Raw genomic sequence first — 26,381 nt, 5'->3', positions numbered from 1 at the left:
CGAATTACTCGGCCGCTTCCGACGTCGGCGCCGGTCCCATCTTGGAGTTGTGCAGGTCGACGTTGAGGCCGAGCGAGCGCATTTCCTTGACCAGCACGTTGAAGGATTCCGGAATACCGGCCTCGAACGTGTCGTCGCCCCGCACGATCGCCTCGTACACCTTGGTGCGGCCGGCGACGTCGTCCGACTTCACCGTCAGCATCTCCTGGAGCGTGTACGCCGCGCCGTAAGCCTCGAGCGCCCACACCTCCATTTCGCCGAAGCGCTGGCCGCCGAACTGCGCCTTGCCGCCCAGCGGCTGCTGGGTGACGAGCGAGTACGGACCGATCGAACGCGCGTGGATCTTGTCGTCGACGAGATGGTGCAGCTTGAGCATGTAGATGTAGCCCACCGTCACCTTGCGATCGAACGGATCGCCGGTGCGGCCGTCATAGACGGTCGACTGACCCGAAGCGTCGAGACCGGCGAGCTTCAGCATCTCCTCGATGTCGGCTTCCTTGGCGCCGTCGAACACCGGCGTCGCGATCGGCACGCCACGGCTCAAGTTGTGGCCGAGCTCGATCAGTTCGTTGTCGTTGAGCGACTTGATCGTCTCGTCCTCGCCGTAGACCTTCTTCAAGGTTTCCTTCAGCGGCTTGATGTCCTGCTTCGACAGGTACGCATCGACCGTCTGGCCGATACGCTTGCCGAGGCCGGCGCAGGCCCAGCCGAGATGGGTCTCGAGGATCTGTCCGACGTTCATGCGCGAGGGCACGCCCAGCGGATTGAGCACGATGTCGGCATGCGTGCCGTCTTCGAGGAACGGCATGTCCTCGATCGGCACGATCTTCGACACCACGCCCTTGTTGCCGTGGCGGCCGGCCATCTTGTCGCCGGGCTGGATCTTGCGCTTCACCGCGACGAAGACCTTGACCATCTTCATCACGCCGGGCGGCAACTCGTCACCGCGCTGAAGCTTCTCGACCTTGTCGAGGAAGCGCTGTTCCAGCCCCTTCTTCGACTCGTCGTACTGCTTCCGCATGGCCTCGATCTCGGCCATCAGCTTGTCGTTCGGGGAGGCGAACAGCCACCACTGCGACTTCGGGTACTCCTCGAGCACCGCACGGGTGATCTTGGTGTCCTTCTTGAAGCCCTTCGGACCGGCGATGCCCTGCCGTCCCTCGAGCAGCTCGGCAAGACGGTTGTAGACGTTGCGGTCGAGGATCGCCTGCTCGTCGTCGCGGTCCTTGGCCAGACGCTCGATCTCTTCCCGCTCGATCGCCAGCGCGCGCTCGTCCTTGTCGACGCCGTGACGGTTGAACACGCGCACTTCGACGATGGTGCCCTGCACGCCCGGAGGAACGCGCAGCGAGGTGTCGCGAACGTCGGAGGCCTTCTCGCCGAAGATGGCGCGCAGGAGCTTCTCTTCTGGCGTCATCGGGCTTTCGCCCTTCGGCGTGATCTTGCCGACCAGGATGTCGCCGGCGCGCACTTCCGCACCGATGTAGACGATACCGGCTTCGTCGAGGTTCTTCAGCGCTTCTTCCGAGACGTTCGGAATGTCGCGGGTGATTTCCTCAGGTCCGAGCTTGGTGTCGCGGGCCATCACCTCGAACTCCTCGATGTGGATCGAGGTGAAGACGTCTTCCTTCACGATCCGCTCGGAGAGCAGGATCGAGTCTTCGAAGTTGTAGCCGTTCCACGGCATGAACGCGACCAGCACGTTGCGGCCGAGCGCGAGCTCGCCGAGATCGGTCGAGGGGCCGTCGGCGATGATGTCGCCCTTCTTCACGATGTCGCCGACCTTCACCAGCGGACGCTGGTTGATGCAGGTCGACTGGTTGGAGCGCTGGTACTTCATCAGCCGGTAGATATCGACGCCCGACTTGGTCGGATCGAGATCTTCCGTGGCGCGGATGACGACGCGGGTCGCGTCGATCTGGTCGATCACGCCCGAACGGCGCGCCGCGATCGCAGCACCCGAGTCACGCGCGACCACGCCTTCCATGCCGGTGCCGACGAACGGCGCCTCGGCGCGAACCAGCGGCACCGCCTGGCGCTGCATGTTCGAGCCCATCAGCGCGCGGTTGGCGTCGTCGTTCTCGAGGAACGGGATCAGCGCCGCAGCGACCGAAACGAGCTGCTTCGGCGACACGTCCATGTAGTCGACCTTATCAGGCGTCACCGGCAAGACTTCGCCGGCGTGACGGCAGACCACGAGGTCTTCGGTGAAGCGGCCCTTCGGGTCGAGCGGCACGTTGGCCTGCGCGACCGTGTAGCGGCCCTCCTCCATCGCCGAGAGGTACACGACCTCGTCGGTGACGCGACCGTCCTTGACCTTGCGGTACGGCGTCTCGACGAAGCCGTACTTGTTCACGCGCGCGAAGGTCGCGAGCGAGTTGATCAGGCCGATGTTCGGACCTTCCGGCGTCTCGATCGGGCAGATGCGACCGTAATGCGTCGGATGCACGTCGCGCACCTCGAAGCCGGCGCGCTCGCGGGTCAGACCGCCCGGTCCGAGCGCCGACAGGCGCCGCTTGTGGGTGATCTCGCTGAGCGGGTTGGTCTGGTCCATGAACTGCGAGAGCTGCGAGGAACCGAAGAACTCGCGCACAGCCGCAGCCGCCGGCTTGGCGTTGATCAGGTCCTGCGGCATCACCGTGTCGATGTCGACCGAGGACATGCGCTCCTTGATCGCGCGCTCCATGCGCAGGAGGCCGATGCGGTACTGGTTCTCCATGAGCTCGCCGACCGAACGCACACGGCGGTTGCCGAGATGGTCGATGTCGTCGATCTCGCCCTTGCCGTCGCGCAGGTCCACCAGCGTCTTGATGACGGAGAGGATGTCTTCCTTGCGCAGCGTGCGCTGGGTATCGGGCGCATCGAGGTCGAGGCGCATGTTCATCTTGACGCGGCCGACCGCGGAAAGGTCGTAGCGCTCGGCGTCGAAGAACAGCGACTGGAACATGGCCTGCGCCGATTCCAGCGTCGGCGGCTCGCCGGGACGCATGACGCGATAGATGTCGAACAGCGCGTCCTCACGCGTCATGTTCTTGTCGGCCGACAGCGTGTTGCGGATGTAGGGACCGACATTGACGTGATCGATGTCGAGCAGCGGCAGCTCCTTGTAGCCCTGCTCGTTGAGCGCTTTCATCAGCTTGTCGGTGATTTCCTCACCGGCTTCAGCATGGATCTCGCCCGTCTTCGGGTTGACGAGGTCCTCGGCGACGTAGTTGCCGACCAGTTCCTCATCGGCCATGCGCAGCGCCTTCAGCCCCTTCTCCTGGAGCTGGCGGGCGGCACGGACGGTCAGCTTCTTGCCGGCCTCGAGCACGACCTTGCCGGTATCGGCGTCGATCAAATCGTTGACGGTCGAGTAGCCGCGGAAGCGGTTGGCGTCGAACGGAACGCGCCAGCCTTCCTTGGTCCGCTTGTAGAGGATCTTCTTGTAGAACGTGGACAGAATCGCCTCGCCATCGAGGCCAAGCGCGAACATCAGCGACGTCACCGGAATCTTGCGGCGGCGGTCGATACGCGCATAGACGATGTCCTTGGCGTCGAACTCGATGTCGAGCCAGGAGCCGCGATACGGGATCACGCGAGCGGCGAACAGCAGCTTGCCCGAAGAATGGGTCTTGCCCTTGTCGTGGTCGAAAAACACGCCGGGCGAACGGTGCATCTGCGAGACGATGACGCGCTCGGTGCCGTTGACGATGAAGGTGCCGTTCATCGTCATGAGCGGGATGTCGCCCATGTAGACGTCCTGCTCCTTGATGTCCTTCACCGACTTGGCGCCAGTTTCCTCGTCGATATCGAACACGATGAGGCGCAGCGTCACCTTGAGGGGAGCCGCGAAGGTCATGCCGCGCTGGCGGCACTCGTCGACGTCGTATTTCGGCTGCTCGAACTCGTAGCGGACGAATTCCAGCATCGAGGTGCCCGAGAAGTCGGAGATCGGAAACACCGAGCGGAACACGGCCTGCAGACCCTCGTCGAGACGGCCACCCTGGGGCTCGTCGACCATCAGGAACTGGTCATAGGACGCCTTCTGAACCTCGATGAGGTTCGGCATCTCGGCGACTTCCTTGATGTGTCCGAAAAACTTGCGAACGCGTTTGCGACCGGTGAATGTCTGCTGCGCCATCGTGGCCTCTCATTTCGTCGCCCGCTCTGGGCGCGCCGTCCGGAACGCGGCTGCCACCGCTCCCCGGGTTGAATTTTTCGAACCCGTCTTGGGGGCCGGAAGCTCAGTTTCAGGCGGGAATGTCCTGAATCTGTTCTTCAGACCTTCAAAACGCAAAACGACGCGCGGGGCGCAGAAGCGCGCCCGCCCGTCACAACGATCGTCTTCACGGACTGCAAAAGCCCGAAATAGCCTGCTCTCCCAACGGCTTACAGGGAAATCCGGCATCCCTGCCCACCGCGCTTTCGTGCTGCCGACCCGATATGGGGCGACAATAATGGAGATTCGAGGGGTAAACCCTCAAATCCCCACACTTTTTCGTGTTCGGCCTACGTCGGGACGTTCCGTCGCACGCCTTTTGCATCCGGCCCACCCCCTTCGCTGAGGGGCGGACCAAGATCCCGGGTCGCGCTGATGCTTGGCCCGGGACCCCGCCAGTAAGCTTCTGCTTACTTGAGCTCGACCTTGGCGCCAGCCTTCTCGATCTGCGCCTTGATCTTCTCGGCTTCTTCCTTGTTCACGCCTTCCTTCAGCGGCTTCGGAGCACCCTCGACGAGGTCCTTTGCTTCCTTCAGGCCGAGACCGGTGATGGCGCGGACTTCCTTGATGACCTCGATCTTCTTGTCGCCGGCGCTGGCGAGAACGACCGTGAACTCGGTCTTCTCTTCAGCCGGAGCGGCAGCGCCGCCGCCAGCGGCCGGGCCGGCCACGGCGACAGCCGCGGCAGCCGAAACGCCCCACTTCTCTTCGAGGAGCTTCGCGAGTTCGGCAGCTTCGAGCACGGTGAGGCTCGAGAGGTCGTCAACGATCTTCTGCAAGTCAGCCATTGTTCAGTTTCCTTACGTGTAAGTCTGGTTCGGGTTTGAGTTTTGCGAAGGGCGTCAGGCCGCTTCGCCCTTTGAGGCATGAGCCTGGATGACGCGCGCGAGCTTGCCCGCGGGCGCGTTGGCGAGCTGAGCGAGCTTGGTCGCCGGGGCCACGATGAGGCCGACGATCTTGCCGCGCAGTTCGTCAAGCGACGGCAGTGAGGCAAGCGCCTTCACACCGTCGACATTCAGGACGGTCTTGCCCATCGAGCCGCCGATGATGACGAACTTTTCGTTCGCCTTGGCGAATTCGATGGCGACCTTCGGCGCCGCTACCGGATCGTTGGAAGTCGCGATCACGGTCGGCCCCTTCAGCATGGGGCCAATGGCAACGACGTCAGTGCCTTCAAGAGCAATTTTGGCGAGACGGTTCTTCGAGACCTTCACCGAGGCGCCAGCCTGCTTCATCTGCGTGCGCAGCTTCTGCATCTGGGCAACGGTGAGGCCGGAATATTGAGCAACAATCGCGACGCCCGTGGTCTTGAAGACCTCATTGAGCTGTTCGACCGCTTCCTTTTTTGCCGCTCGTTCCACAGCAAGCTCTCTCCGGTTGGCGGTCATCGCGAGAAGCGGGACCGCCGGGTTGCACCCATCGTCCCGCCCAAACCTGAACCTCCGGGCCAAAACCCATCGGACACGCCGGGCAAGACGACAATTCAAGCCTGCCCTCCGGGAGCCCATGAGGCCCACGGCGTGTCGAGGTCCGAACCAGACCCGTTTCGCGAAGCCAGCCCCTAAAGCTGGGTGCGAAGTGAAATCCGGTCTTCACCCGTCTATGCAGGCCATGCGATTAAGCCGTTGAGAAATCGAAATTCCCCGCGGGCGCCTGCAGTCTTGGACAGGACAAGGTCAGCCGGCGAACCGCCCGACCTCTGCCCGCATTCCACCAAGTGACAAGGTCCCCTTCCCTTTTCCCGGGCAAATCCTTGCGGACGGCCTGGAAAGGAATGATCTCCTGTTGCGTCGGTTTTCGGAATGCGTGCACGAACGCGCCAGCCGAGGCCGGAACGTCCGGAAGCGGTTCTTTAACTGCTCGGAGCCGGCTTGCCAAGAGCAAAATTCACACCAGTTCCAATCCGTTGCCGGCTGGGCCTGAGGCGAGCCGACAAGGGCCGATTCAGGCCGATTTGACCGCGTAAGGCAGCGGCCTGCCCTCGAAGAACGCGGTCAGGTTCGCCAGCACGCAATTTTGCATAGCGACGTGCGATTCGAGGGTGTGGCCACCAATATGCGGGGCAAGCACTACATTGGGGAGCGAGGTCAGCGCATCGGGCGCGTGCGGTTCCCTTTCGTAGACGTCGAGGCCGGCGCCGGCGATGGTCTTGTCGGTAAGCGCGGCGACCAGGGCCTGCTCGTCGATCACCGAGCCGCGGGAGATGTTGACGACATAGCCGTCCGCGCCGAGACGCCTGAGGATATCGGCATTGACGACATGCTGGGTCTCGGCCCCCGCCCGGACCGCAATCATCAGGACGCCGCACCAGTCGGCCAGCGCCTCCAGCGACGGGAAATATTGATAGGGCAGATCGTATTTGGTGCGGCTGAAATAGCCGACCTCGCTCTCGAAGGCCGCGCAGCGCGCCGCGATCTTGCGGCCGATCTCGCCCATGCCGTAGACGCCGATGCGGCGGCCGGGCATGCCGGCCTGTGGCCGCATCATTGGCGAGGGTTTTGACGCCGCCCAATCGCCGCTACGGACATACTGGTCGGCAACCAGGATCCGCCGCGTCGTCGCCAGCATCAGGGTCATCGCGATGTCGGCGACGGAGGCCGCGTTGGCACCCGGACTGTGGCCGACCGCGATGTTGCGCACGGCGGCCGCCTTCAGGTCGACGCCGTCATAACCGGTGCCGTAGCAGATGATGGCGCCAAGCTTCGGAAACAGGTCCATCGCGTCGGCCCCCAGCGGCGTGCCGCCTGCGGTGAGCATCGCGCGGATGCCGTCGAGTTCATCCGCCAAAAACACCTCATGCGCGGGCTTGCCACTGGTGTCGAGCAGCTCGAACCGTTCGGCGAAGCGCACCATCATCGTGTTGGGAAAGCGGGAGTAGATCAGGACCTTGTCAGCCATTGTTCTTGTTTCCGGTGAACGCGGTCACAAACGACGAGGGGCGGAATCGGTTGCCCAATTCCGCCCCTCGCCTCATGCAATTTGCAAACCTTAGCCGAGGATGGTGCCCGGCTCGACCTTCACGCCGGGGCCCATCGTCGAGGACACCGCAACGCGCTGGATGTAGGTGCCCTTGGAGCCGGCCGGCTTGGCCTTGGAGACGGCGTCTGCCAGGGCCTTGATGTTCTCGACCAGCTTCTCCTCGGAGAACGAGGCCTTGCCGACGCCGGCCTGCAGGATGCCGGCCTTCTCGACGCGGAACTCGACCGAGCCGCCCTTGGCACCCTTCACCGCGCCGGTGACGTCCATGGTCACGGTGCCGATCTTCGGGTTCGGCATCAGGCCGCGCGGGCCGAGCACCTTACCGAGACGGCCGACCAGCGGCATCATGTCGGGGGTGGCGATGCAGCGGTCGAAATCGATCGAGCCGTTCTGCACCTTCTCGACCAGATCCTCGGCGCCGACGACGTCGGCACCCGCAGCCTTGGCCTCATCGGCCTTGGCGCCACGGGCGAACACGCCGACGCGGAGCGTACGGCCGGTGCCATTCGGCAGGGTCACGACGCCGCGGACCATCTGGTCGGCGTGACGCGGATCGACGCCGAGATTGATCGCGACCTCGATGGTCTCATCGAACTTCGCTTTCGCGCGCTCCTTGACCATCTTGATGGCGTCCGCGAGCGGGTAAAGCTTTTCGCGGTCAATGCCTTCGCGGGCTTTGTTCAAACGCTTTCCGATTGCCATGACCGCTTACCCCGCAACTTCCAGACCCATCGAACGGGCGGAGCCCTCGACCATCTTCATGGCCGATTCGATGCTGTCGCAATTCAAGTCCTTCATCTTCTTCTCGGCGATCTCGCGCACCTGCGCCTTGGTCACCTTGCCGGCCTTGTCGCGGCCCGGCGCCTTCGAGCCGGACTGGATCTTGGCAGCCTGCTTGAGGAAGTAGGACATCGGCGGCGTCTTCATCTCGAAGGTGAAGGAACGGTCCGCATAGATGGTGATGATCACCGGGATCGGGGTGTTCTTCTCTTCCTTCTGGGTCTGCGCGTTGAACGCCTTGCAGAACTCCATGATGTTGAGACCGCGCTGACCGAGCGCGGGACCGATCGGGGGCGAAGGATTCGCCGCGCCGGCCGGGACCTGAAGCTTCAGGTATCCGGTCACTTTCTTTGCCATGTATCACTCCTGTTGTGCCGGCATGGCCGGCGGTTTCAGGTTCGTGGTCTGGGTCGGATGCGGCTGGCAACCGCCCTCGCCCTCCCACGGCCTCTTGCTGCGCAAGACCGAAGTCTCACGCGTACCCGGTCAGACCTTCTCGACCTGACCGAATTCCAGTTCGACCGGCGTGGCGCGGCCGAAGATCGACACCGCGACCTTCACGCGCGAGCGCGCCTCGTCGATTTCCTCGACTACACCCGAGAACGAGGCGAATGGGCCGTCGGCCACGCGCACGTTCTCGCCGATCTCGAACGAAACCGACGCCTTCGGCCGTTCCACGCCCTCCTGCACCTGATGCAGGATGCGCATGGCCTCGGCTTCCGAGATCGGCATCGGCTTGTTTTCAGCGCCGAGGAATCCCGTTACTTTCGGCGTGTTCTTGATCAGATGGAACGCCTCGTCGGTCAGCTTCATCTTCACCAGCACATAGCCGGGGAAAAACTTGCGTTCGGCGTCGATCTTGCGACCGCGGCGCACTTCCGTGACCTTCTCGGTCGGCACCAGCACCAGCTCGAACAGCTCCTCGAGCCCGCGTTGCTTGGCCTGCTCGCGGATCGATTCGGCGACCTTCTTCTCGAAGTTCGAATAGGCGTGGACGATGTACCAGCGCTTGTCAGACACTTGAGCGGTTGCTGTTGCCATCAGTGGATGCCCAGAAGGAAAGTGATGAGGTAACGGATGATCTGGTCGGAGGCGAAAAAGAAGATCGAGGCCACGGCGACCATGACGAACACCATGATGGTGGTGATGGTGGTCTCACGACGGGTCGGCCAGGTGACCTTGGCGGTCTCCGAGCGCACTTCCTGCAAGAACTTGAACGGGCTGACTGCCATCGTTTGATGTCCAACGTCCGTCGCAAGACGGCTACTGATTTCGAAGGGATCCGAACAGGCGCCTTTGGCCCAGCCCTCGTCTGAAGGATGAGCCGGAAACCGGGCTCGATTGTTCGGGGATTTCAAAGCCGCGCCGGAAATCCGCGTCTAACGGGCCGGCTGCGAGTGCGGGGTAGATACTGCGGATGGGGCCAAAGGTCAAGATATTGGGAGCCCGGGATACGCGTGGCCGCCGCCTGCGGCCCTCATCGGGATCAATGGCTTACCCATGCCGTGATCGACGAAACCTCTTAGGGCGGGCGCCGTCCTGCCTGTAGACTAATTGTCTGGATTAGCTGGCAGGAGTGGCAGGGCTCGAACCTGCGACCCCCGGTTTTGGAGACCGGTGCTCTACCAATTGAGCTACACTCCTACAGACCCTGCGTCGCCTTAGGATCAGGGCCGCTTTCAAGCACAGGGGACGGCCGGTTTGCAAGGGTGAACCGCGCCAGCTTCGGTTGTTTGTACCGGGGTTTTTGGGCCACAGTCCGTTCCCGATAATCAAGAGCAACCGGGAGTGCCCATGACCGCCACAGCGACCGCTACAGCCGCCCCACAGGCCACGATCGCGCCGCAGACCCCGCCTTTGCCGGAAGCCCGTCCCGAGACGCTCGGGCTGTCGCGGCCCCGCCTCCAGGCCATGTCGGACGCCTTCAAGCGCGAGATCGACAAGGGCACTGTTCCCGGCGTCACCGTGCTGGTCGCCCGCCGCGGCCAAATCGGCTGGTTCGAGGCACTGGGACGGCAGAGCCCGACGGGCGCCGCGCCGATGGCGCGCGATTCGATCTTCCGGATCTTCTCGATGACCAAGCCGATCGTCTCGGTCGGCATCATGGCGCTGGTCGAAGACGGCCATCTCCTTCTCAGCGACGCGGTCGCCAAGTTCATTCCGGAGTTCGCCGACCAAAAGGTCGGCGTGGTCAGCGGCGGCAAGCTGGACCTGGTTCCGCCCAAGCGGCCGATGACGGTTCAGGACCTGCTCCGTCACACCTCGGGCCTGACCTACGAGCACCAGGGCGACGGCCCCGTGCACAAGCTCTACCAGGAGTCCCGCGTCCGCAGCCGCAAGATCACCAATGCCGAGCACGCCGCGCTGATGGCGAGCTTCCCGCTGGTCTGCCATCCCGGCGACGAGTTCAATTACAGCCGCTCCACCGACATCCTCGGCCGCATCATCGAGGTCATCAGCGGCAAGTCGCTCGGCGCGTTCCTCGCCGAGCGCATCCTCGCCCCGCTTCAGATGGCCGAGACCGGTTTTGCGACAGCCGAGGCCAATGCCGGCCGGCTCGCCGAACCGTTCGCGGCCGATCCATGGACCGGTGACAAGGTCGCGCTCTTCAACATGCTGGAACAGCCGGCGATGGAGTCCGGCGGCGGCGGGCTGGTCTCGACCACGATGGATTATGTCCGATTCTGCCTGATGCTGCGCAATGGCGGCACGCTCGACGGCCACAGGATCATCGGCCGCAAGACGCTGGAGCTGATGGCGTCCGATCATCTCGGGCCGCACGTTGTCACAAATGGCACGCTGCTGTCGCCCGGCCACGGTTTTGGCCTCGGCTTTGCCGTGCGGCGCGAGCCGGGCATGGCGCCCTTCCCCGGCAGCGTCGGCCAGTATTTCTGGAGCGGCATTGCGGGCACGTTCTTCTGGATCGATCCGAAGGAGGATCTGTTCGCGGTGTTCATGAGCCAGGGCCCGGGCCAGCGCGACTACACGCGCACGCTGGTGCGGGATCTGGTTTACGCGGCGGTGGAGTGAGGGGAAGCTTAGTATCGCGGGGTGCCGACGCTGCCTCCCCACACTCACTGTCATGCCCCGCGAAGGCGGGGCATCCCAGTACTCCGCGGCGGATGTGGTGAGAGCGAGCTCTTCGACGAAGGCCTCTGGAATACTGGATCGCCCGCTTTCGCGGGCGATGACACCGATGGTGGGGCACGCACTTGCCCCTTTCCCGAGCTGCGCGTCAGCTAGAGCATCCGCCGATCATGTTGCAGCGTATCCTGCGGCGATGAAGTAGTTGCGGCATTCCATTGATGTGAAGCGATCAATGATGCGACCAATCGCGCTCCAGAGGCCGTCGACGGTTCGTTCTGCGGCCTGACGCAAGAGTGCCTTGAGCTTGGCGAAGGCATTCTCGATCGGATTGAAGTCGGGGCTGTAGGGAGGCAGGTAGAGCAGGCTTGCACCCGCAGCTTCGATCATCTGGCGGACCCTTGGTCCCTTGTGGCTGGACAGGTTGATGGCGCCTGGCGGAAGGTCGGGGATGAGAACCTTCTCGACATAGACATCGAAGGCGTCGCGATTGATCGGTCCGTCGAGGACCCAGGGGGCGATGATGCCGCTGGAGGTGATTCCGGCCACGAAGGTCGTGGTCTTCCAATGGCCGTGGGGGATCCCGACCTTCAGCCGCTCTCCACGCGGACAGCGGCCGTAGCGGCGGGCCATATTGGTCGAAGCCCAGGGGTGAGTAGGCCGGGGGATTTTCACCCCCGGCCTCTCGCAGAACGGTGCGTGAGCCTCTCGGTTCACACCGCTCCCGTCAGGTGAACGTGGTCGTTCCGAACAACTGCCAGTGTACGAACAGCTCCGCATTGTCCCGAGCCAGCTTTCGCAAGAACAGCGAAGCACCGGTTTTGTGGAGCCGGAAGCGCTTGTACTTTCGCATGATCCACGCCTTCAGCTTCTGATTGACGTAGTCGACCAGAGAGAACAGCGCTGAACGGCTGAACCGACCGTAATAACCTATCCACCCCCGGAGGAGCGGATTGATCTGTTGGGCAATCTCAGCCAGAGTCCCCGGCGTTTGCCGGGGAATGTGCAAGCTTCGGATCGTTGCTCGCATGGCCTTCAAAGCTGTCGGACTGACCGCCGGGGTGTATCCACAAAAGAATTCCTTCCGCTGTGACGTTGCCACCTGCCGCGGCCTGAACTGATATCCGAGAAAGTCAAACTTGACCCTCGGATACGTTCGCCGACGCCTGTTGTCCTTGCAATAGACGATCTGCGTCTTTGTCGGGTGCATCTGAAGTCCGCACACCTCCAACCTCGCTTGAAGCTCCGCCCTAATGGCCTCTGCTTCTCGCTCCGTCCGGCAGTGCACCAGTCCGTCGTCAGCATATCGACACCAAGGGAGGTCGGGATGTGTCCGCGCCATCCAGAGATCGAACGTATAATGCAGGAACAGGTTGGCCAGTATTGGGCTGATCACGCCCCCTTGCGGGGTTCCGCGGCTCCGCTCAACAAGCTTCCCGTCCTTTTCAATTGACGCCGTCAGCCACCTTTCGATGTAGAGCAGCGCCCATCTGCATTGCACGTGTTTCCGGACCGCCTTCAGCAGAAGATCATGCGGAAGATTGTCAAACAGCCCTTTGATGTCGAACTCCAGAACCCAATCATATTTCCAGCACCGCTGACGCGTGACGCCCACGGCGTCCAGAGCCGATTTTCCTGGCCTGTATCCGTAAGAGTCCTGCAGGAAGATGGATTCCAGTTCCGGCTCAATCATCTGTTTGACCACCATCTGCGCGATCCGATCGCCGATAGTGGGCACACCTAAAATCCTTTCGCCGCCCGTCTTCTTTGGAATGGAGACGGCGCGCACCGGAGGTGGAAAGTAGGTCCCTGACGACATGCGATTCCAGATCTTGTAGAGATTCCCTGCCAGATCTGTCTCGAACATCTCCAAGGTCTGTCCGTCCACCCCGGCCGCACCACGATTGGATTTGACCGCCTTGTACGCTTCGTACACTCGCCGCTTTTCTATCGAGAACGGCTTGTTTGTCGCACCGTTCGAAGTCATCCTGTTTCCAGTTGGTTCTAGAGTACGACGACCTGACCCGATCCCTTTGCTCCGACCCCATTACAGGGCCGTCAACGCTCCTACGGATCGGTCCGCCCCAGTCTCTTGCATCGGTACTCTCGCCTCACGGTTGTCGCCGCTTGCGCTTCTCCCTTGGCATCAAGAGCCTGGTTCCTGCAGTTCCGCGCGAAAGCCTGTGTCCAACTCACGCCCCCTCTACGCCGGTCGCCGCCCGCCCGGTTGTCAGGCATCTGGCGGACTTGTCCCAGGATGACGAGACGGTCCTGGTTTTGACGACGCTTGGATTCATAACGACGCGTCCTCGGAGGGTTCACTTTCGTTCGTCTTTCGGACACTCACCTGCTCGGTTTAATCCGAACTTTTGATCCGACGCTCACCACCACGGCTCTTTACCGCAGCAGCTCGGACTGGTTTGAGACCCGCTCCTGAAAGCCGATCTCGGGGGGCCAGCCCCCATCTTTCCCGCAGCTTCACCATCGGTCTTAGTTCATGTTGAACTCCTTCCGCTGTCTGCAGCACACTCTCATCGATGAAGACGAGGCGCTTGGGATCAAGCGCAGGCTGGCCCTCGAGCCAATCCTGGCGCCGCTTTACGACGTCCGGCCGGTCCTGCTCGCTGGCGTGTGCGGTCTTTTTTTGCGCGTGATGCCGTGCCGCACCAGGAAGCGACGGAGTGTGCCTTCGCCGAACACCAGCCCCTTTTGGGCCAGGCTCCGGCGCAGCTCCTCGATCGAGACATCCGGCGTCGCCTTCAGCATCGCAAGGATCGTCTCCTTGTGCGCCTCGATGCGGCCGGACCTGCGGTCTCCACCGAGCGCCTTCGGGCATGCATCACCCTGCTGGCGCTCGCGCATTCCCCACCGGCTCACGCTTGCCGCGCTCACCCCAAACCGTTCACCTGCCTCGCGGTGCGATGCCCCCGCCTTCACCGCGGCCAGAACCCTAACTCGAAGATCCAGCGAAAGAGCCTTCGACATGCCCGCCGGCCTCCAGCCCCGGCAGGCAGTTTGAATCACCTCACAGCTGATTTGGGAATCCCTTTCGATTCATTCAGCTCGGCGGATGCTCTAATCGCCAGCACTCAACTGATCGTCGCGCCGCCGTCGATCACCATGGTCTGGCCGGTCATGAAGTCGCCGGCCTTCGACCCGAGGAACACGGCCGCGCCCGCGATCTCGTCGGGGATGCCGATGCGCAAGAGCGGCGAGCGCGAGGTCGAGGCCTTCAGGTTCTCCGGATTGTCCCACAGCGCCTTGGCGAAATCAGTCTTGATCAGGCCGGGCGCGATGCAGTTCACGCGGATATTGTCCTTGCCGTATTCGCAGGCGAGATTGCGCGCGAGCTGCATGTCGGCGGCTTTCGAGATCGCGTAAGCACCAAGGATGGTCGAGCCCTTGAGGCCGCCGATCGACGAGACGATGATGATCGAGCCGTCCTTGCGCTCGATCATCTGCGGCACCACCATCGAGATCAGCCAATTGTTGGCGACGATGTTGTTGTCGAGGATTTTTCTGAACTGATCGTCGGAGATGCCGGCGAGCGGACCATAGTACGGATTCGACGCGGCGTTGCAGACCAGCACGTCGATCTTGCCGAAGGCGCGGTTGCTCTCGTCGACGAGGTTTTGCAGATTCTCTTTCGACGAGATGTTCGCGGCAATCGCGACCGCGGTGCCCTTGCCGAATCTGTCGTTGATGCCCTTGGCCACCTGCTCGCAAACGTCGGCCTTGCGCGAGGAGATCACCACCTTGGCGCCGTGCTCGGCCATGCGCTCAGCGATCGCGAGCCCGATGCCGCGCGTCGAGCCGGTGATGACCGCAACTTTCCCCTTCATGTCGAACAAGGTCATGTTTCTCTCCCAGAGTATGATCGATTGGCTTGAACCTTACGCCGCAGGCGCGCGGCCGAACAATGGCTCAAGCGAGTTTCTTGACTTCCGGTCCCGCAGGCTGATGCATCGCTGCGTGCGCAGCGTCGGCGATCCACGGCTGCTGGTTCACCATCGGCAACCGCCAGACCGTACGCTCGGGGCTCGCGAAATAATCGAGCCGCGTCACCGACACATTGTCGATATCGAATGCGAGCCCCTGCTCCGGCAAGTCACCGAGCGCGAGGCCGACTGCCGCCTTGATGGTGCCGCCATGCGCGACCGCGATGATGTCCTGCCCGGCCGCTTCCACATTGATCCGTTCGATGGTGCGGCGCGTGCGGTTATAGAGGTCCATGAAGCTTTCACCGCCGGGCGCGGGCTCGTTGATATCGGCGAACCAGCTGGTCCCGACGGGGCGGCTCGCGATGAACTCGGCGCGGTTCATGCCCTGCCAGCGGCCGAGATTCTGCTCGGCGAGATCCGCTTCCCATTTCATCGCCGCAGGCCGCGGAAAGCCGGCCGCCCAGATCGCTTCGGCCGTCTGATGTGTGCGCATCAGATTGCTCGAATACCAGACCGCCTTGCGTGGCAGCACCTTGGCAACAGCGTTGAACACATAGGTGTCGCTGGTGTCGCAGGCGATGTCGGATTGTCCGTAGATGTTGCCGCCGTCATTGCGCACGGGCGCGTGCCGGACCCACCACCATCGTGTCATGACTACATTCGGCTTGTCTGCGCCTGCCATCGAAACCCTTCCATCCCGTGTGATGTCGCTGTACGTCAGTAGCGAACGTGTCTCAAGACACTTTACCGTTTGAAATCTTGTTTGAAATTCCGTCGCGCGGCAAGGGCCGCGTGCGAGCCAAAGGGAGAAGCGCATGGGCCGCCTGCAAGGCAAATCCGTCATCATCACCGGCGCCGGCAGCGGCATCGGCCGCGCCGCTGCGCTGCTGTTCACCAGGGAAGGCGCAAAGCTCATTGCCGTCGATCGCACCGAGGCGGTGAAGGAAACCGTCGAGGAGATCAGAGCGGCCGGCGGTGTCGCGGAAGCCATGGTGGCGGACGCCGGCTCCGAGAAGGACGTCATCGCTGTCATCGACAAGGCGGTGAAGACGCACGGCCGGCTCGATGTGATCTGGGCCAATGCCGGCGTCTCGGGCGGGCTCGTTCCGCTCGCCGAGCAGACGGTGGAGCACTGGCAGGAGATTCTGCGCGTCAATTTGATCGGACCGTTCCTCGCGGTGAAATACGCCATGCCGCACATGGTCAAGCAGCAGTCCGGCGCGATCGTGCTGACGGCGTCCGTCGCGGGTCTCAAGGCCGGCGCCAGCGGCCATCCCTATGCGGCGAGCAAGGCCGGCGTGATCAGCCTGGTGCAGACCACGGCCTATTCGCTCACCGGCACCGGCGTGCGCATCAACGCGGTATGCCCGGGCCTGATCGAAACAGGCATGACCAAACCGATCTTCGACCGCGCCAAGGAGCGTGGCACCCAAGACAAGATCGGCCAGCTCAACCCACTCAAGCGCCCCGGCCAGCCGCACGAGCTCGCGGCGATGGGACTGTTTTTGGCCAGCGACGAGGCCTCGTATGTGAACGGCCAGGCTTTCCCGGTCGACGGCGGACTCACGGCATCGATGCCGTATACGGGCAAGCCGGTTTAGCAAGGGTCTCTTGTCCCGGACGTGACGCAGCGCGCAGCGTTGCGGCGCAGAGCCGGGACCCCACAGGCCGCGCAAACTGCTGTTACATGGGCCCCGGCTCTGCAGCGCACCGCTAAGAAGCGCTGCGCTGCGTCCGGGGCACGAGAGCGGAGTTTGACGCGCACGGCTGCTTCAACATCGTCATTGCGAGCGCAGCGAAGCAATCCAGAGTCCTTCCGCGGAGGCAGTCTGGATTGCTTCGTCGCAAGGGCTCCTCGCAATCACGGAATATGTGGATGGCACCGTCGTTCCTCCAACGCACATCTCGATCGCAGACACAGCTTCGCATCCTCGCGGCTTGTTCGCCCGAGCTTTGCTTCGGTGCCTTGCCCTCAATGAAAGAGGGCGCAGGGAAGACCGGGAGCCGGTTGGCTCCTATGGACCGCCATGCCGAGAGCAGATTGCGTGTGCTTCAATGCATAGCGGGAAACAGGGCAACCGGAGACATCCCGGCCTTCCCTGCGCAGTGGTTGGAACGGCTTATGTCGCGCTCTCCCCGGGGAGCGATGCACTATTGCCCCCGTCGCCTTGCGGATCGCTGATGATGCGAACCCGGTCGGGCCGCGACATCACCGCCAGACTTGGCGCACAGAACCCCGGGCGCCAGGACCACACGATTTGGCCGTACGCGAACCGCACCTGTCGTTGGCGTGACGCTTTCGCTCACGGTTACCCGCCCTGCGAAGCCTTTCGCGCCGGTGTGGTCCACGTCCACCGCCGCCCGACCCGCGTTCGTGACGATCGCGATACGCCCCTCTTCCTTGGGCCGGGTTGCGCGACACATACGTCATTTCCGAATTTCGGTAAAGCGGAATATTTTGGATGGCGCGCGTTGACCCATGGCTTGCGTGTTTTGCCCGACAGGCAACGCAAGGTCTTGTAGCCCGGATGGAGCGCAAGCGTAATCCGGGATTCCATCCGTGCGGACCCAGCGGTCCCGGATTGCGCTGCGCTCCATCCGGGCTACGGATCTGTGTTGATTTGCGCGACCGGCCACCACGTTGGTATGGTTCATGCAAGCCGCCTCACCTTCCGCAATCTCCTGACAAGATCCTAAAAATGCAGAGCTCAAGACCCGACCGTATCCGCAAGCTGCTTGCCGACCTCGTTGCTTTCGACACCGTCAGCGACCGCACCAACCTGCCCCTGATTGCCCATATCGAAAGCTATCTCGCCGCCTTCGGCATCAAGGGCGAGCGCATCATCGATGAGACCGGCAAGAAAGCTTCGCTGTGGGTCACCATTGGACCCGAGGACCGCCCGGGCCTGGTGCTATCGGGCCACACCGACGTCGTGCCCGTCGTCGGCCAGGACTGGAGCCACGATCCGTTCAAGCTCGTCGAGCGTGGCGGCAAGCTCTACGGCCGCGGCACCACCGACATGAAGGGCTTTGTCGCGGTGTGCCTCGCGATGGTGCCCGAGATGGTGGAGGCGAAGCTCAAGACGCCGATTCATCTCGCGATCTCCTATGACGAGGAGATCGGCTGTGTCGGCGTGCGGCCGATGCTGCGCGAAATCGCCAAGACGAAGGTCAAGCCGCTCGGCGCCTTCATCGGCGAGCCGACCGAGATGAAGGTCATCATCGGCCACAAGGGCAAGCACGGTGTCCGCGCCACGTTTCGCGGCCTCGCCCGCCACTCCTCGATCGCGCCCGACGGGGTCAACGCGATCGAATATGCGGCCGAGCTGATCACCGAGATCCGCCGTCGCGCTGTGAAGCTCGCGGCCGCGCGATCAACGGACAGCCTCTACGATGTTCCGCACTCGACGCTGCTCACCAGCATCGTGCATGGCGGCGCCGCGCTCAACATCGTGCCTGATGCCTGCACGGTCGAGTTCGAATGTCGCGGCATCGGCATCACGGAATCGCGTGAGGTCACCGATGCGATCGTCGCCTGGGCCAAGGCCGAGCTCGAGCCGGCGATGAAGGCAAAGAATGCGGATTGCGGCATCGATTTCGAGGAGATTCTCGACTATCCCGCGCTCGACACGGCCGCCGACACCGCCATCGTCACGCTGGCCAAGAGCCTCGCGGGGCGCAACGACCACGCCAAGGTCGCCTTCGGCACCGAGGCGAGCCTGTTCGCCAGCATGGCGGATATCCCCTCGGTGGTCATCGGCCCGGGATCGATCGCACAGGCGCACACGCCGGATGAATTCGTCGCGATGGCCGAGTTGGAGAAATGCGCGGTGTTCGTGGAGAAGCTGATCGCGCATTGTGTGAAGGTGTAGCCCACCTCCTCGTCATTGCGAGGAGCTCTTGCGACGAAGCAATGAAGACTGTCACTGCGGCGATATGCTTGATTGCTTCGCTTCGCTCGCAATGACGGTGGAACGAGCTCGCCTCATCACCCGGTGTCATGCCCCGGCTTGACCGGGCATCCAGTACGCTGCGGCTTCTCGGCTCAAGCACTACGCCTCTGGAATACTGGATTGCCCGCTTTCGCGGGCAATGACACCGAGTTTGTGGGGGGCAGCGAACCACAAATGAAAAAGGCGCGGCCACCGGCCGCGCCTTCGCTTTTCCTAAACCGCGCCCGCCTTCTGCGCGTATTCCCACGAAGCCTTCGACAGCGGCACGGTGCGCTTGGCGGATTCGAGCGCTTTTGCATTCGCGGCGGTGCCGTCGCGGATGCGTCCCGCGATACCCTGCGTGATGCCGGCGAGGCGGAACAGATTGTAGGAGAAGTACCAGTTGAGGTCCGGCACGTTCATCTTGGTGACGCTGCAGTAGATCTGCGCGGCCTCTTCCAGGCTCGGGATGTTGAGCGCCTTGAGATCGACGCCGTGCAAGCCCGGCATGATCCACTGCATCAACAGATAGGTGAAGTCGGCCATGGGATCGCCGAGCGTCGACAGCTCCCAGTCGAGCACCGCTTGCACACGCGGCTCCGTCGCATGGAAAATCATGTTGTCGAGGCGATAGTCGCCGTGGACGATGGAGACGCGCGCCTGCTCCGGCACGGTCTTGGGCAGCCATTCGGCGACCTTCTCGAACTCCGGAATGTGCTGGGTCTCGGAGGCGCGGTACTGCTTGGTCCAGCGGTCGATCTGGCGCGCAAAATAGTTGCCGGGCTTGCCGAAGTCGCCAAGGCCGATCGCAACGGGATCGAACATGTGGAGTTGCGCCAGCGTCTCGATCTTGCTGGTGAAGATCTTTCGCCGCGCATCGGCATCCTGGCTCGGCAGCGTCGGATCCCAGAACACCCGGCCGTCCTCCATCGACATGATGTAGAAGGCAGCGCCAATGACACTATCGTCCTGACACAGCGCGTAGGCGCGCGCGACCGGAAAGCCCTGCTTTCCAAGGGCTGCAATCACGCGGTATTCGCGATCGACGGCGTGCGCCGAAGGCAGCAGTTTGCCGAACGGCTTTCGGCGCATCACATAGGAACGGTTCGGCGTGTCGAGCCGATAGGTCGGGTTGGACTGGCCGCCCTTGAACTGGAGGACGACCAGCGGCCCCTCATAGCCTTCGACGTTGTCGCGCATCCAGGCCTCGAGCCGCAGCTCGTCGAAACGATGCCGCTCCTCGACCGGCTTGGTGCCCGAAAACTCCTCGTCTTTCCTGACGCCGTCAGCCACGATGACGCTCCCTCTTCAGTCCTGACCTTTTCAGGTCGAGCATGATCCTAATCGGTAACCACTGACGCACTTGCGTCAAGCGGTCATCCGACACGGATCATGCCCTGTCGTGTCTTCAAGTCGGAAGCGCCGTCCGGCTCTCCCTCTCGATGACTTGTTTAGTGACTTGGAGAGTTTGCATACTTCCGAAGTTCAAGTCTGGCAATGGCGCGGTTGTGCACCTCGTCCGGACCGTCGGCGAGCCGCAGCGTGCGGATGTGGGCGTAGTCCTTGGCAAGGCCGGCTTCATCCGAGACGCCGCCGCCGCCAAAGGCCTGGATCGCCTCGTCGATGATCTTCAGCGCCATGTTGGGCGCTGCGACCTTGATCATGGCGATCTCGGCCTGCGCGGTCTTGTTGCCGACCTTGTCCATCATGTCGGCCGCCTTGAGGCACAAAAGACGCGTCATCTCGATGTTGGTACGGGCTTCGCCAATGCGCTGTTCCCACACCGAATGCTCGACGATCTTCTTGCCGAAGGCGGTGCGCGAGGCGAGCCGCTTCACCATCTTCTCCAGCGCCTCCTCGGCCTTGCCGATGGTGCGCATGCAGTGATGAATGCGTCCCGGACCGAGACGGCCCTGCGCGATCTCGAAACCTCGGCCTTCCCCGAGCAGGATGTTCTCCTTCGGCACCCGCACGTTCTCGAGCAGCACCTGGGCGTGGCCGTGCGGCGCGTCGTCGAAACCGAACACGGGCAGCATCTTCTCGACCTTGATGCCGGGGGTGTCGAGCGGAACCAGGATCTGCGACTGTTGCTGGTGCTTGGCCGCCTTGAAATCGGTCTTGCCCATCAGGATCGCGATCTTGCAGCGGGGATCGCCGACGCCGGACGACCACCATTTGCGACCGTTGATGACGTAGTGGTCACCGTCTTTCTCGATGCGGGTCTCGATGTTGGTGGCGTCGGACGAGGCCACCGCCGGTTCCGTCATCAGGAAGGCGGAACGGATCTCGCCGTCCATCAGCGGGCGCAGCCATTTGCGCTTCTGCTCCTTGGAGCCGTAACGGATGAACACTTCCATGTTGCCGGTGTCGGGCGCCGAGCAGTTGAACACCTCCGAGGCCCAGGTGATACGGCCCATCTCTTCCGACAGCAGCGCGTATTCGAGATTGGTCAGTCCCGCGCCGCGGAATTCGTCATCCTCGTGCTCGGACGGCGGCAGGAACATGTTCCAGAGGCCTTCGGCCTTGGCCTTTTTCTTGAGGTCTTCCAGGACCGGAATCACCTTCCAGCGGTCGCCGCTCTTGTCCTGCTGGTCGTAGACCGGCACCGCCGGGCGCACGTGCTTGGCCATGAAGGACTGCACGCGGTCGAGCCATTCCTTCTGCTTGGGGGACAGATCGAAATCCATGGGACGCTCCTCGTCTTGCTCTTTGAACAATCTCTTGCGCCGGACTGTCCCGCCGCCGCGTGCGACCCGCAAGCGCGAATGCGCGTGACTTTGCGGCCACTTCGGAACGAGATCGCGAGTTGCGAACGAGTCCCGATTGCGGATTGACATTTCCGGCCTTCAAACGATAGTTTCATACAACTGTTTGAATTGCAACTCCCCTCATCCAGGGCATTCATGGCCAGTGATCATACGAGGTCTGCCATTCTCGCCGCCGCCGAACGGCTCTACGCCGATCGAGGCTTCGGCGACGTGACGCTCCGCGACATCGTCGCGGAGGCCAATGTCAATCTCGCCGCGGTGAACTATCATTTCGGCTCGAAGGATGAATTGATCGCGGAACTGTTCGTCACGCGCTCGATCGCGACCAATCGCGAGCGCCTGCGCGAACTGAAGGCGGCGGAGGAGCAAGGCGGCGGGCGCGCGCCGATCGAGGTGATTTTGCGCGCGCTCGTCGGCCCGACCTTGCGCGGCTGCCTCGGCCCCGAGAACCAGCGCTCCACCGCGGCGCGCTTCATGATCCGCGCCTCGATCGAATCCGTGCCGCCGATCCGCCGCATCAAGAACCGCGAGATCGACCATTTGCGCAAATTCGCCGGCGCGATGCGGAGATCCCTGCCCGAGCGCAGCGACGTCGAGATCTATTGGGGCCTGAACTTCGCGCTCGCCATGGCGCACCACACCATCCGCGAGAGCGAGCGGCTGACGAAGCTGTCGGAAGGCAAATGCGATCTCGACGACGTCGAGGACGTGGTCGCCCGCGTCGTCAGCGTCGCGACGATGGCCCTGACGGCGGGAAAGGCCGAGACGAAGGTGTCGTCAAAGGTGGCGGCGCGTTAGTCGAAAAGGTAGCCACACCGACGCTGCGCTCCCTCGCCCCGTTTGCGGTAGCGCTATCGCATATGCATTTCGCGGGGACCACCCGCGAGTTTGCTCCGCCTCTCCCGCTTGCGGGAGAGGCCGACGCGTCCCGGGCGATGCGAAGCATCGTCCCGAGCGCGGCGGGTGAGGGCTCTCACCGCACTGGGATCGCCTCCGCAATTCTCGACAATCCCGACGCGGAGGCACCCCCACCCCCGCCCTCCCCCGCAAGCGGGAGAGGGAGCCCACTGCCGATGCCGAAGCATTATCCACGCCATATGCGATAGCCCTATCGCTTGCGGGGAGAAGCGAAAGGATCGCCACTCACATCATCGCGATGCAGTCGATCTCGACGTCGAAGTGACCGAACCATTCCGGCGTGCAGACGAAGATCCGCGCCGGCGGATCGAGCGGGAAGTAGCGCGCATAGACGGTGTTGAAGGCGGCGAAATGCTTCGTCGAGGTGCAGTAGACATTGCACTTCATGACGTTGTCGAGCGAGGCGCCGGCCGTCTGAAGGCACAGCTTCATCTGCTCCATGACGAGCTCGCTCTGCCGCTCGATCGAAACGGAGGCGATCTCGCCCGTCACCGGATCGAACGGCGGCAGGCCGGCGACGAAGATCATGTTGCCGGCGCGCGTCAGTGGCGAGGTCGGCGCCTTCCAGCGGTCGAGAAACGTCGAGATCGGTTCGACGCGGAGGGCTTCGCGTTTCATCGGAGGCCACCTTCGGTTCGAGCGAGACGGCGCCGTGGTACACCATATTGCAGCCGGCATGATTCGCTTTCGATCGAAGTGTGGCGGCGGACTCTAGATCCGCTGCGGCATCTCCTCGGCCTCTTCCTTGGCGAGCAGCAGCAGCATCTCGATGCCCATCTCGCCTTCCTGCGGTGAACGGATGAACTTGATCTCATCGGAACTTTGCCGCAGCGCGGCAATGATGGCGACGGCCTGATTTGCGGTCGCCGCCTCGGTCGCCAGAATTCCCTTCTGGTTCTTGGCCTGGAACCCGATCGTGTAGGACATTCGCTTCCCTCCCGCTCAAGTGGAGAGATCGGATCAGAATCGGGCGCGCAGCGAAAGCCTGTGCGACTACGGACCGGGATTATCTGGGGATTGCGGGCAAGCTTCAGGCAAGCCCGAGCATCGCACCGGTCGCGACCGCCGCCCCCCGGAGGGTAAGCGCGCTAAATGATGCCTTGCTGCTTCAGCGTCTCGATCTTGCCGGCATCATAGCCGAGCTTGCGGGTGAGCACCTCCTGGGTGTGCTCGCCCAGAAGCGGCGGCGCGCGGTAGTCCTTGATCGGGGTCTCGGACAAAGTGAGCGCGTTGCGGACCAGCGACAGATCGGGCTCGAAGGGATGGTTGACCTTCACCCGCATGCCGCGCGACTGGACGTGCGGATCGGAAAACACCTGCTCGAAATTGTTGATCGGCCCTGAGGGCACGCCGGCTTCCTCGAGCTTTTCCAGCCAGTAGGCCACCGGCTTCTTCAGGAACAGGCCGGCGAAGATCGCCATGATCTCCTTGCCGTGCACGACGCGGTCGTTGTTCTTGATGAAGCGCTTGTCGCTGGCGAGCTCGGGCTCGCCGAGCACGGCGCAGGTGCGCTGAAACTGGCCGTCATTGCCGACCACCAGCATCAGCTCGCCGTCGGTACAGCGGAACACGCCGGCCGGCATGCCGCCATTGCCCCAGGTGCCGCGGCGCGGCGGTGTCTTGCCGTTGACGAGGTAGATCTGGAGCCAGTGCGACAATGACGCGATGACAGTATCGAACAGGCAGACGTCGATGTGCTGTCCCGCCCCGCCATTGGCGTCGCGATGGTAGAGCGCCGAGAGAATCCCAATCGATGAGTTCATGCCGGTCATGTAGTCGACAATCGAGGGACCGACCTTCATCGGGCCCTCGCCAGGCTCGCCGTCGATATGGCCGGTGACGCTCATCAGGCCGCCCATCGCCTGCAGGATCGCGTCATAGCCGGCGCGCGGCGCGTATGGGCCGGTCTGGCCGAAGCCGGTCACCGAGCAATAGATGACGCCGGGATTGATCGCCTTGATCGATTCATAGTCGAGGCCGTAGCGCTTGAGATCGCCGACCTTGTAGTTCTCCATGAAAACGTCGACGTCCTTGGCGAGCTCCCGGATGATCGCCTGCCCCTCCGGCTTGGCGATGTTGACCGTGACCGACTTCTTGTTGCGGTTGGCGCAGAGGTAGAACGAGTTGTTGTTGTTCGCCTTGCCTTCGGGATCGGCGAGGTAAGGTGGGCCGAAGGCGCGCGCGTCGTCGCCGGTGCCCGGCCGCTCGATCTTGATGACCTCCGCGCCCAGGTCCCCCAGCATCTGGGCCGACAGGGGTCCTGCGAGCACGCGGGTGAGGTCAAGGATCTTGATGCCTGAAAGCGGCAAGGCCGACATGACGATTTCCTCCGGGGAACTGGAATCTTGGCGCGGCGGCTCGAAGCCCTGGCCGCGCAGCTTGCCGATACACTATTTTCGGGCGTCGAGCACTGCACTGGCGGCATACGCCCATCCTCTGCCCGGTGACGGCATCGGCTCTGGACGTCGAATTCCGCGCGGTGAATATTTTTTCTTAGGTCAGGGCTGCAGCGACAGTTCGCGGCCGGCGGCGGCCGAGCAGGACCAGGATCAGCACGGTCGCGCAGGAGCAGACGAAGGTGAGACCGAGGGCGCTGCGGCTGCCGAACTCCGTGAGCAAGCCGACGAGGAGCGGCGGCGAGATTGCGGATGCAAGATTGAGCGGCAGCGCGATCATCGACATGGCCTTGGCGAACTCAGCCTGGTCATAGAACACCAGCGGGATGGTCGCCCGCGCCACCGCCATTGCGCCGCTGCCGGCGCCGTAGAGCAGGATGAAGACCGCGACTGCCCAGGTCGTGCTCTCGCTCATCATCAGCAGCAGCATCGCCAGCGGCAAGGCCGTGCCTGCGACGAGGCCGGTCGTGATGCCGTCCCATCGCCCGCCCCCGAGGAAATCCAGCCCGCGCGCGCTGACCTGGATCACACCGAGCATCGAGCCGAAGGCAATGGCCTGGGCCGGCGCCAGGCCCTCCGCCCGGAGCAGCTCGATGAGAATGGCGGAAAGGCCGAAATTGACGAAGGCATTGAGGGTGATCGCGGCCACGACGAGACGAAACGTGCTCCGCGCAATTGGCGGCGCATCCTCAGGCTTGGCCGGCGCACCGCCATCGCCTTCGGCGCCTCTCCGGCGCGGAGCCGCGAACGCATAGAGTGGAAGCGAAACGAGGATCAACGTGGCGGCATAGACGAGGCATGTTCCACGCCAGCCGAGGTGGCCGCTCAGGAACGATGTGGCCGGCCAGAAGATGCTGTTGGACAAGCCCGTCACCAGCATGAGCGCGCCGATCGCGCTCTTGGCTTGCCGCCCGGCAACCTCGTTCAGCATGATATAGGCGCCGGTCGACAACGTGGCGCTGCCGGCGATGCCGAGCACGATCCAGGCGGCGAAATAGAGCATCGGCTCGCGCGCCAGCGACAGCAGCACGAAGCCCGGCACAGTGACGACCGTGCCGATCATCATAACCGTCCGCGCGCCATGCCGCACAAACGACTTGGCGAGCCAGGGGGCGCACAGTCCCATCGCGACATAGAGAACGGACGTCCCCGCGAACGCCGCCGGCAGGCTCATGCCGAGGTCCGCCGCAAGGTCGCGCCCGATGATGGCGGGAAGCCCGATCGTGCCCCATCCGACCAGCTGCGTGATCGCGAGCACCAGCAGGACCCCGATGAGCCTGCTGTCAGATTTCAAGTACCGCATTCCAACCGTCGCCTGCCCGGCAGGCGCCGATCACGCCTGTGCCCCCGTCATACCCGGAGACTCGGCGCACGGGAACGCC

21 protein-coding genes, 1 tRNA gene and 2 pseudogenes are annotated in these 26,381 nt (G+C 63.2%); 4 read left to right on the top strand and 20 right to left on the bottom strand.

Features of this window, described 5'->3' with window-relative positions; all coding sequences use genetic code 11:
- Positions 1-4 precede the first annotated feature (4 nt).
- From rpoB to ACNJX8_RS16960, 9 genes are all read right to left on the bottom strand, one after another.
- On the bottom strand, positions 5-4,123 hold the full coding sequence (gene rpoB / locus ACNJX8_RS17000) for a DNA-directed RNA polymerase subunit beta (protein ID WP_128933128.1): 4,119 nt from the start codon (positions 4,121-4,123) through the stop codon (positions 5-7).
- 488 nt (positions 4,124-4,611) lie between these two features.
- Positions 4,612-4,989: a 50S ribosomal protein L7/L12 gene (gene rplL, locus ACNJX8_RS16995; protein WP_091894765.1), complete on the bottom strand. Its 378-nt coding sequence runs from the start codon at positions 4,987-4,989 to the stop codon at positions 4,612-4,614.
- A 54-nt stretch (positions 4,990-5,043) separates the two neighbouring features.
- The gene (gene rplJ, locus ACNJX8_RS16990) at positions 5,044-5,562 is read right to left on the bottom strand and encodes a 50S ribosomal protein L10 (protein WP_128933127.1); all 519 of its coding nucleotides are present in this window, start codon (positions 5,560-5,562) and stop codon (positions 5,044-5,046) included.
- A gap of 583 nt (positions 5,563-6,145) precedes the next feature.
- Positions 6,146-7,099: a 2-hydroxyacid dehydrogenase gene (locus ACNJX8_RS16985; RefSeq protein WP_439361412.1), complete on the bottom strand. Its 954-nt coding sequence runs from the start codon at positions 7,097-7,099 to the stop codon at positions 6,146-6,148.
- A gap of 90 nt (positions 7,100-7,189) precedes the next feature.
- Positions 7,190-7,882: a 50S ribosomal protein L1 gene (rplA, locus tag ACNJX8_RS16980; protein WP_018647230.1), complete on the bottom strand. Its 693-nt coding sequence runs from the start codon at positions 7,880-7,882 to the stop codon at positions 7,190-7,192.
- Between the two features lie 6 nt (positions 7,883-7,888).
- Positions 7,889-8,317 (bottom strand): 50S ribosomal protein L11, encoded by a 429-nt coding sequence (gene rplK, locus ACNJX8_RS16975; protein WP_128933125.1) that lies wholly within the window; start codon positions 8,315-8,317, stop codon positions 7,889-7,891.
- A 129-nt stretch (positions 8,318-8,446) separates the two neighbouring features.
- On the bottom strand, positions 8,447-9,001 hold the full coding sequence (gene nusG, locus ACNJX8_RS16970; protein WP_018647229.1) for a transcription termination/antitermination protein NusG: 555 nt from the start codon (positions 8,999-9,001) through the stop codon (positions 8,447-8,449).
- Positions 9,001-9,192, bottom strand: coding sequence for a preprotein translocase subunit SecE (secE, locus tag ACNJX8_RS16965; RefSeq protein ID WP_091894769.1), 192 nt, complete (start codon positions 9,190-9,192; stop codon positions 9,001-9,003). Before secE ends, nusG begins: the two co-directional genes overlap by 1 nt.
- Positions 9,193-9,528: 336 nt before the next feature.
- Positions 9,529-9,604 (bottom strand) — tRNA-Trp (locus ACNJX8_RS16960).
- A 150-nt stretch (positions 9,605-9,754) separates the two neighbouring features.
- Here ACNJX8_RS16960 and ACNJX8_RS16955 point away from each other — a divergent pair.
- Positions 9,755-10,990, top strand: a complete 1,236-nt coding sequence (locus ACNJX8_RS16955; protein WP_439361411.1) for a serine hydrolase domain-containing protein — start codon at positions 9,755-9,757, stop codon at positions 10,988-10,990.
- 225 nt (positions 10,991-11,215) lie between these two features.
- On the opposite strand, the pseudogene ACNJX8_RS16950 reads toward ACNJX8_RS16955, so the two are convergent.
- From ACNJX8_RS16950 to ACNJX8_RS16930, 5 genes and pseudogenes are all read right to left on the bottom strand, one after another.
- Positions 11,216-11,692: pseudogene (locus ACNJX8_RS16950) on the bottom strand (transposase); the annotation flags it as partial.
- A gap of 79 nt (positions 11,693-11,771) precedes the next feature.
- Positions 11,772-13,031 carry a group II intron reverse transcriptase/maturase gene (gene ltrA / locus ACNJX8_RS16945; protein WP_439361410.1) on the bottom strand — a complete coding sequence of 420 codons (1,260 nt, stop codon included), beginning with the start codon at positions 13,029-13,031 and terminating at the stop codon, positions 11,772-11,774.
- Positions 13,032-13,559: 528 nt separating this feature from the next.
- Positions 13,560-14,029, bottom strand: a pseudogene (locus tag ACNJX8_RS16940) (IS630 transposase-related protein); the annotation flags it as partial.
- Between the two features lie 104 nt (positions 14,030-14,133).
- The gene (locus tag ACNJX8_RS16935) at positions 14,134-14,901 is read right to left on the bottom strand and encodes an SDR family NAD(P)-dependent oxidoreductase (RefSeq protein ID WP_091894773.1); all 768 of its coding nucleotides are present in this window, start codon (positions 14,899-14,901) and stop codon (positions 14,134-14,136) included.
- A 67-nt stretch (positions 14,902-14,968) separates the two neighbouring features.
- Entirely contained in the window at positions 14,969-15,667 is a 699-nt protein-coding gene (locus ACNJX8_RS16930) for a histidine phosphatase family protein (RefSeq protein ID WP_164934808.1), read from the bottom strand.
- Between the two features lie 133 nt (positions 15,668-15,800).
- Here ACNJX8_RS16930 and ACNJX8_RS16925 point away from each other — a divergent pair, with 133 nt between their 5' ends.
- Together ACNJX8_RS16925 and argE are read left to right on the top strand one after the other, a co-directional pair.
- Positions 15,801-16,586, top strand: coding sequence for an SDR family NAD(P)-dependent oxidoreductase (locus ACNJX8_RS16925; RefSeq protein WP_128933122.1), 786 nt, complete (start codon positions 15,801-15,803; stop codon positions 16,584-16,586).
- Between the two features lie 1,098 nt (positions 16,587-17,684).
- Entirely contained in the window at positions 17,685-18,857 is a 1,173-nt protein-coding gene (gene argE, locus ACNJX8_RS16920; protein WP_439361409.1) for an acetylornithine deacetylase, read from the top strand.
- Positions 18,858-19,151: 294 nt separating this feature from the next.
- Here argE and ACNJX8_RS16915 read toward each other — a convergent pair whose 3' ends face one another.
- Complete coding sequence (locus ACNJX8_RS16915) at positions 19,152-20,210, bottom strand: phosphotransferase family protein (protein WP_439361408.1); 1,059 nt, start codon at positions 20,208-20,210, stop codon at positions 19,152-19,154.
- Positions 20,211-20,368: 158 nt separating this feature from the next.
- The gene (locus ACNJX8_RS16910) at positions 20,369-21,604 is read right to left on the bottom strand and encodes an acyl-CoA dehydrogenase family protein (protein WP_128933118.1); all 1,236 of its coding nucleotides are present in this window, start codon (positions 21,602-21,604) and stop codon (positions 20,369-20,371) included.
- 216 nt (positions 21,605-21,820) lie between these two features.
- On the opposite strand from ACNJX8_RS16910, the gene ACNJX8_RS16905 reads away from it, so the two are divergent.
- Positions 21,821-22,483: a TetR/AcrR family transcriptional regulator gene (locus ACNJX8_RS16905; RefSeq protein WP_128933117.1), complete on the top strand. Its 663-nt coding sequence runs from the start codon at positions 21,821-21,823 to the stop codon at positions 22,481-22,483.
- Positions 22,484-22,828: 345 nt separating this feature from the next.
- On the opposite strand, the gene ACNJX8_RS16900 is transcribed toward ACNJX8_RS16905, so the two are convergent.
- The 4 genes from ACNJX8_RS16900 to ACNJX8_RS16885 form a co-directional block, all read right to left on the bottom strand.
- Positions 22,829-23,221, bottom strand: a complete 393-nt coding sequence (locus ACNJX8_RS16900; RefSeq protein ID WP_439361407.1) for a RidA family protein — start codon at positions 23,219-23,221, stop codon at positions 22,829-22,831.
- Between the two features lie 93 nt (positions 23,222-23,314).
- Positions 23,315-23,530: a hypothetical protein gene (locus ACNJX8_RS16895; RefSeq protein ID WP_128933115.1), complete on the bottom strand. Its 216-nt coding sequence runs from the start codon at positions 23,528-23,530 to the stop codon at positions 23,315-23,317.
- Positions 23,531-23,691: 161 nt separating this feature from the next.
- Positions 23,692-24,921 carry a CaiB/BaiF CoA transferase family protein gene (locus ACNJX8_RS16890; RefSeq protein WP_128933114.1) on the bottom strand — a complete coding sequence of 410 codons (1,230 nt, stop codon included), beginning with the start codon at positions 24,919-24,921 and terminating at the stop codon, positions 23,692-23,694.
- A gap of 175 nt (positions 24,922-25,096) precedes the next feature.
- A complete protein-coding gene (locus ACNJX8_RS16885; RefSeq protein WP_439361406.1) occupies positions 25,097-26,302 on the bottom strand; it encodes an MFS transporter in 1,206 nt (401 codons plus the stop codon).
- Positions 26,303-26,381: the final 79 nt, after the last annotated feature.

Origin of the sequence: Bradyrhizobium sp. SPXBL-04, assembly GCF_051853035.1 — a bacterium.
GTDB classification, from domain to species: Bacteria; Pseudomonadota; Alphaproteobacteria; order Rhizobiales; family Xanthobacteraceae; genus Bradyrhizobium; species Bradyrhizobium zhanjiangense.
This window is presented reverse-complemented; position numbering and strand designations above follow the sequence as displayed.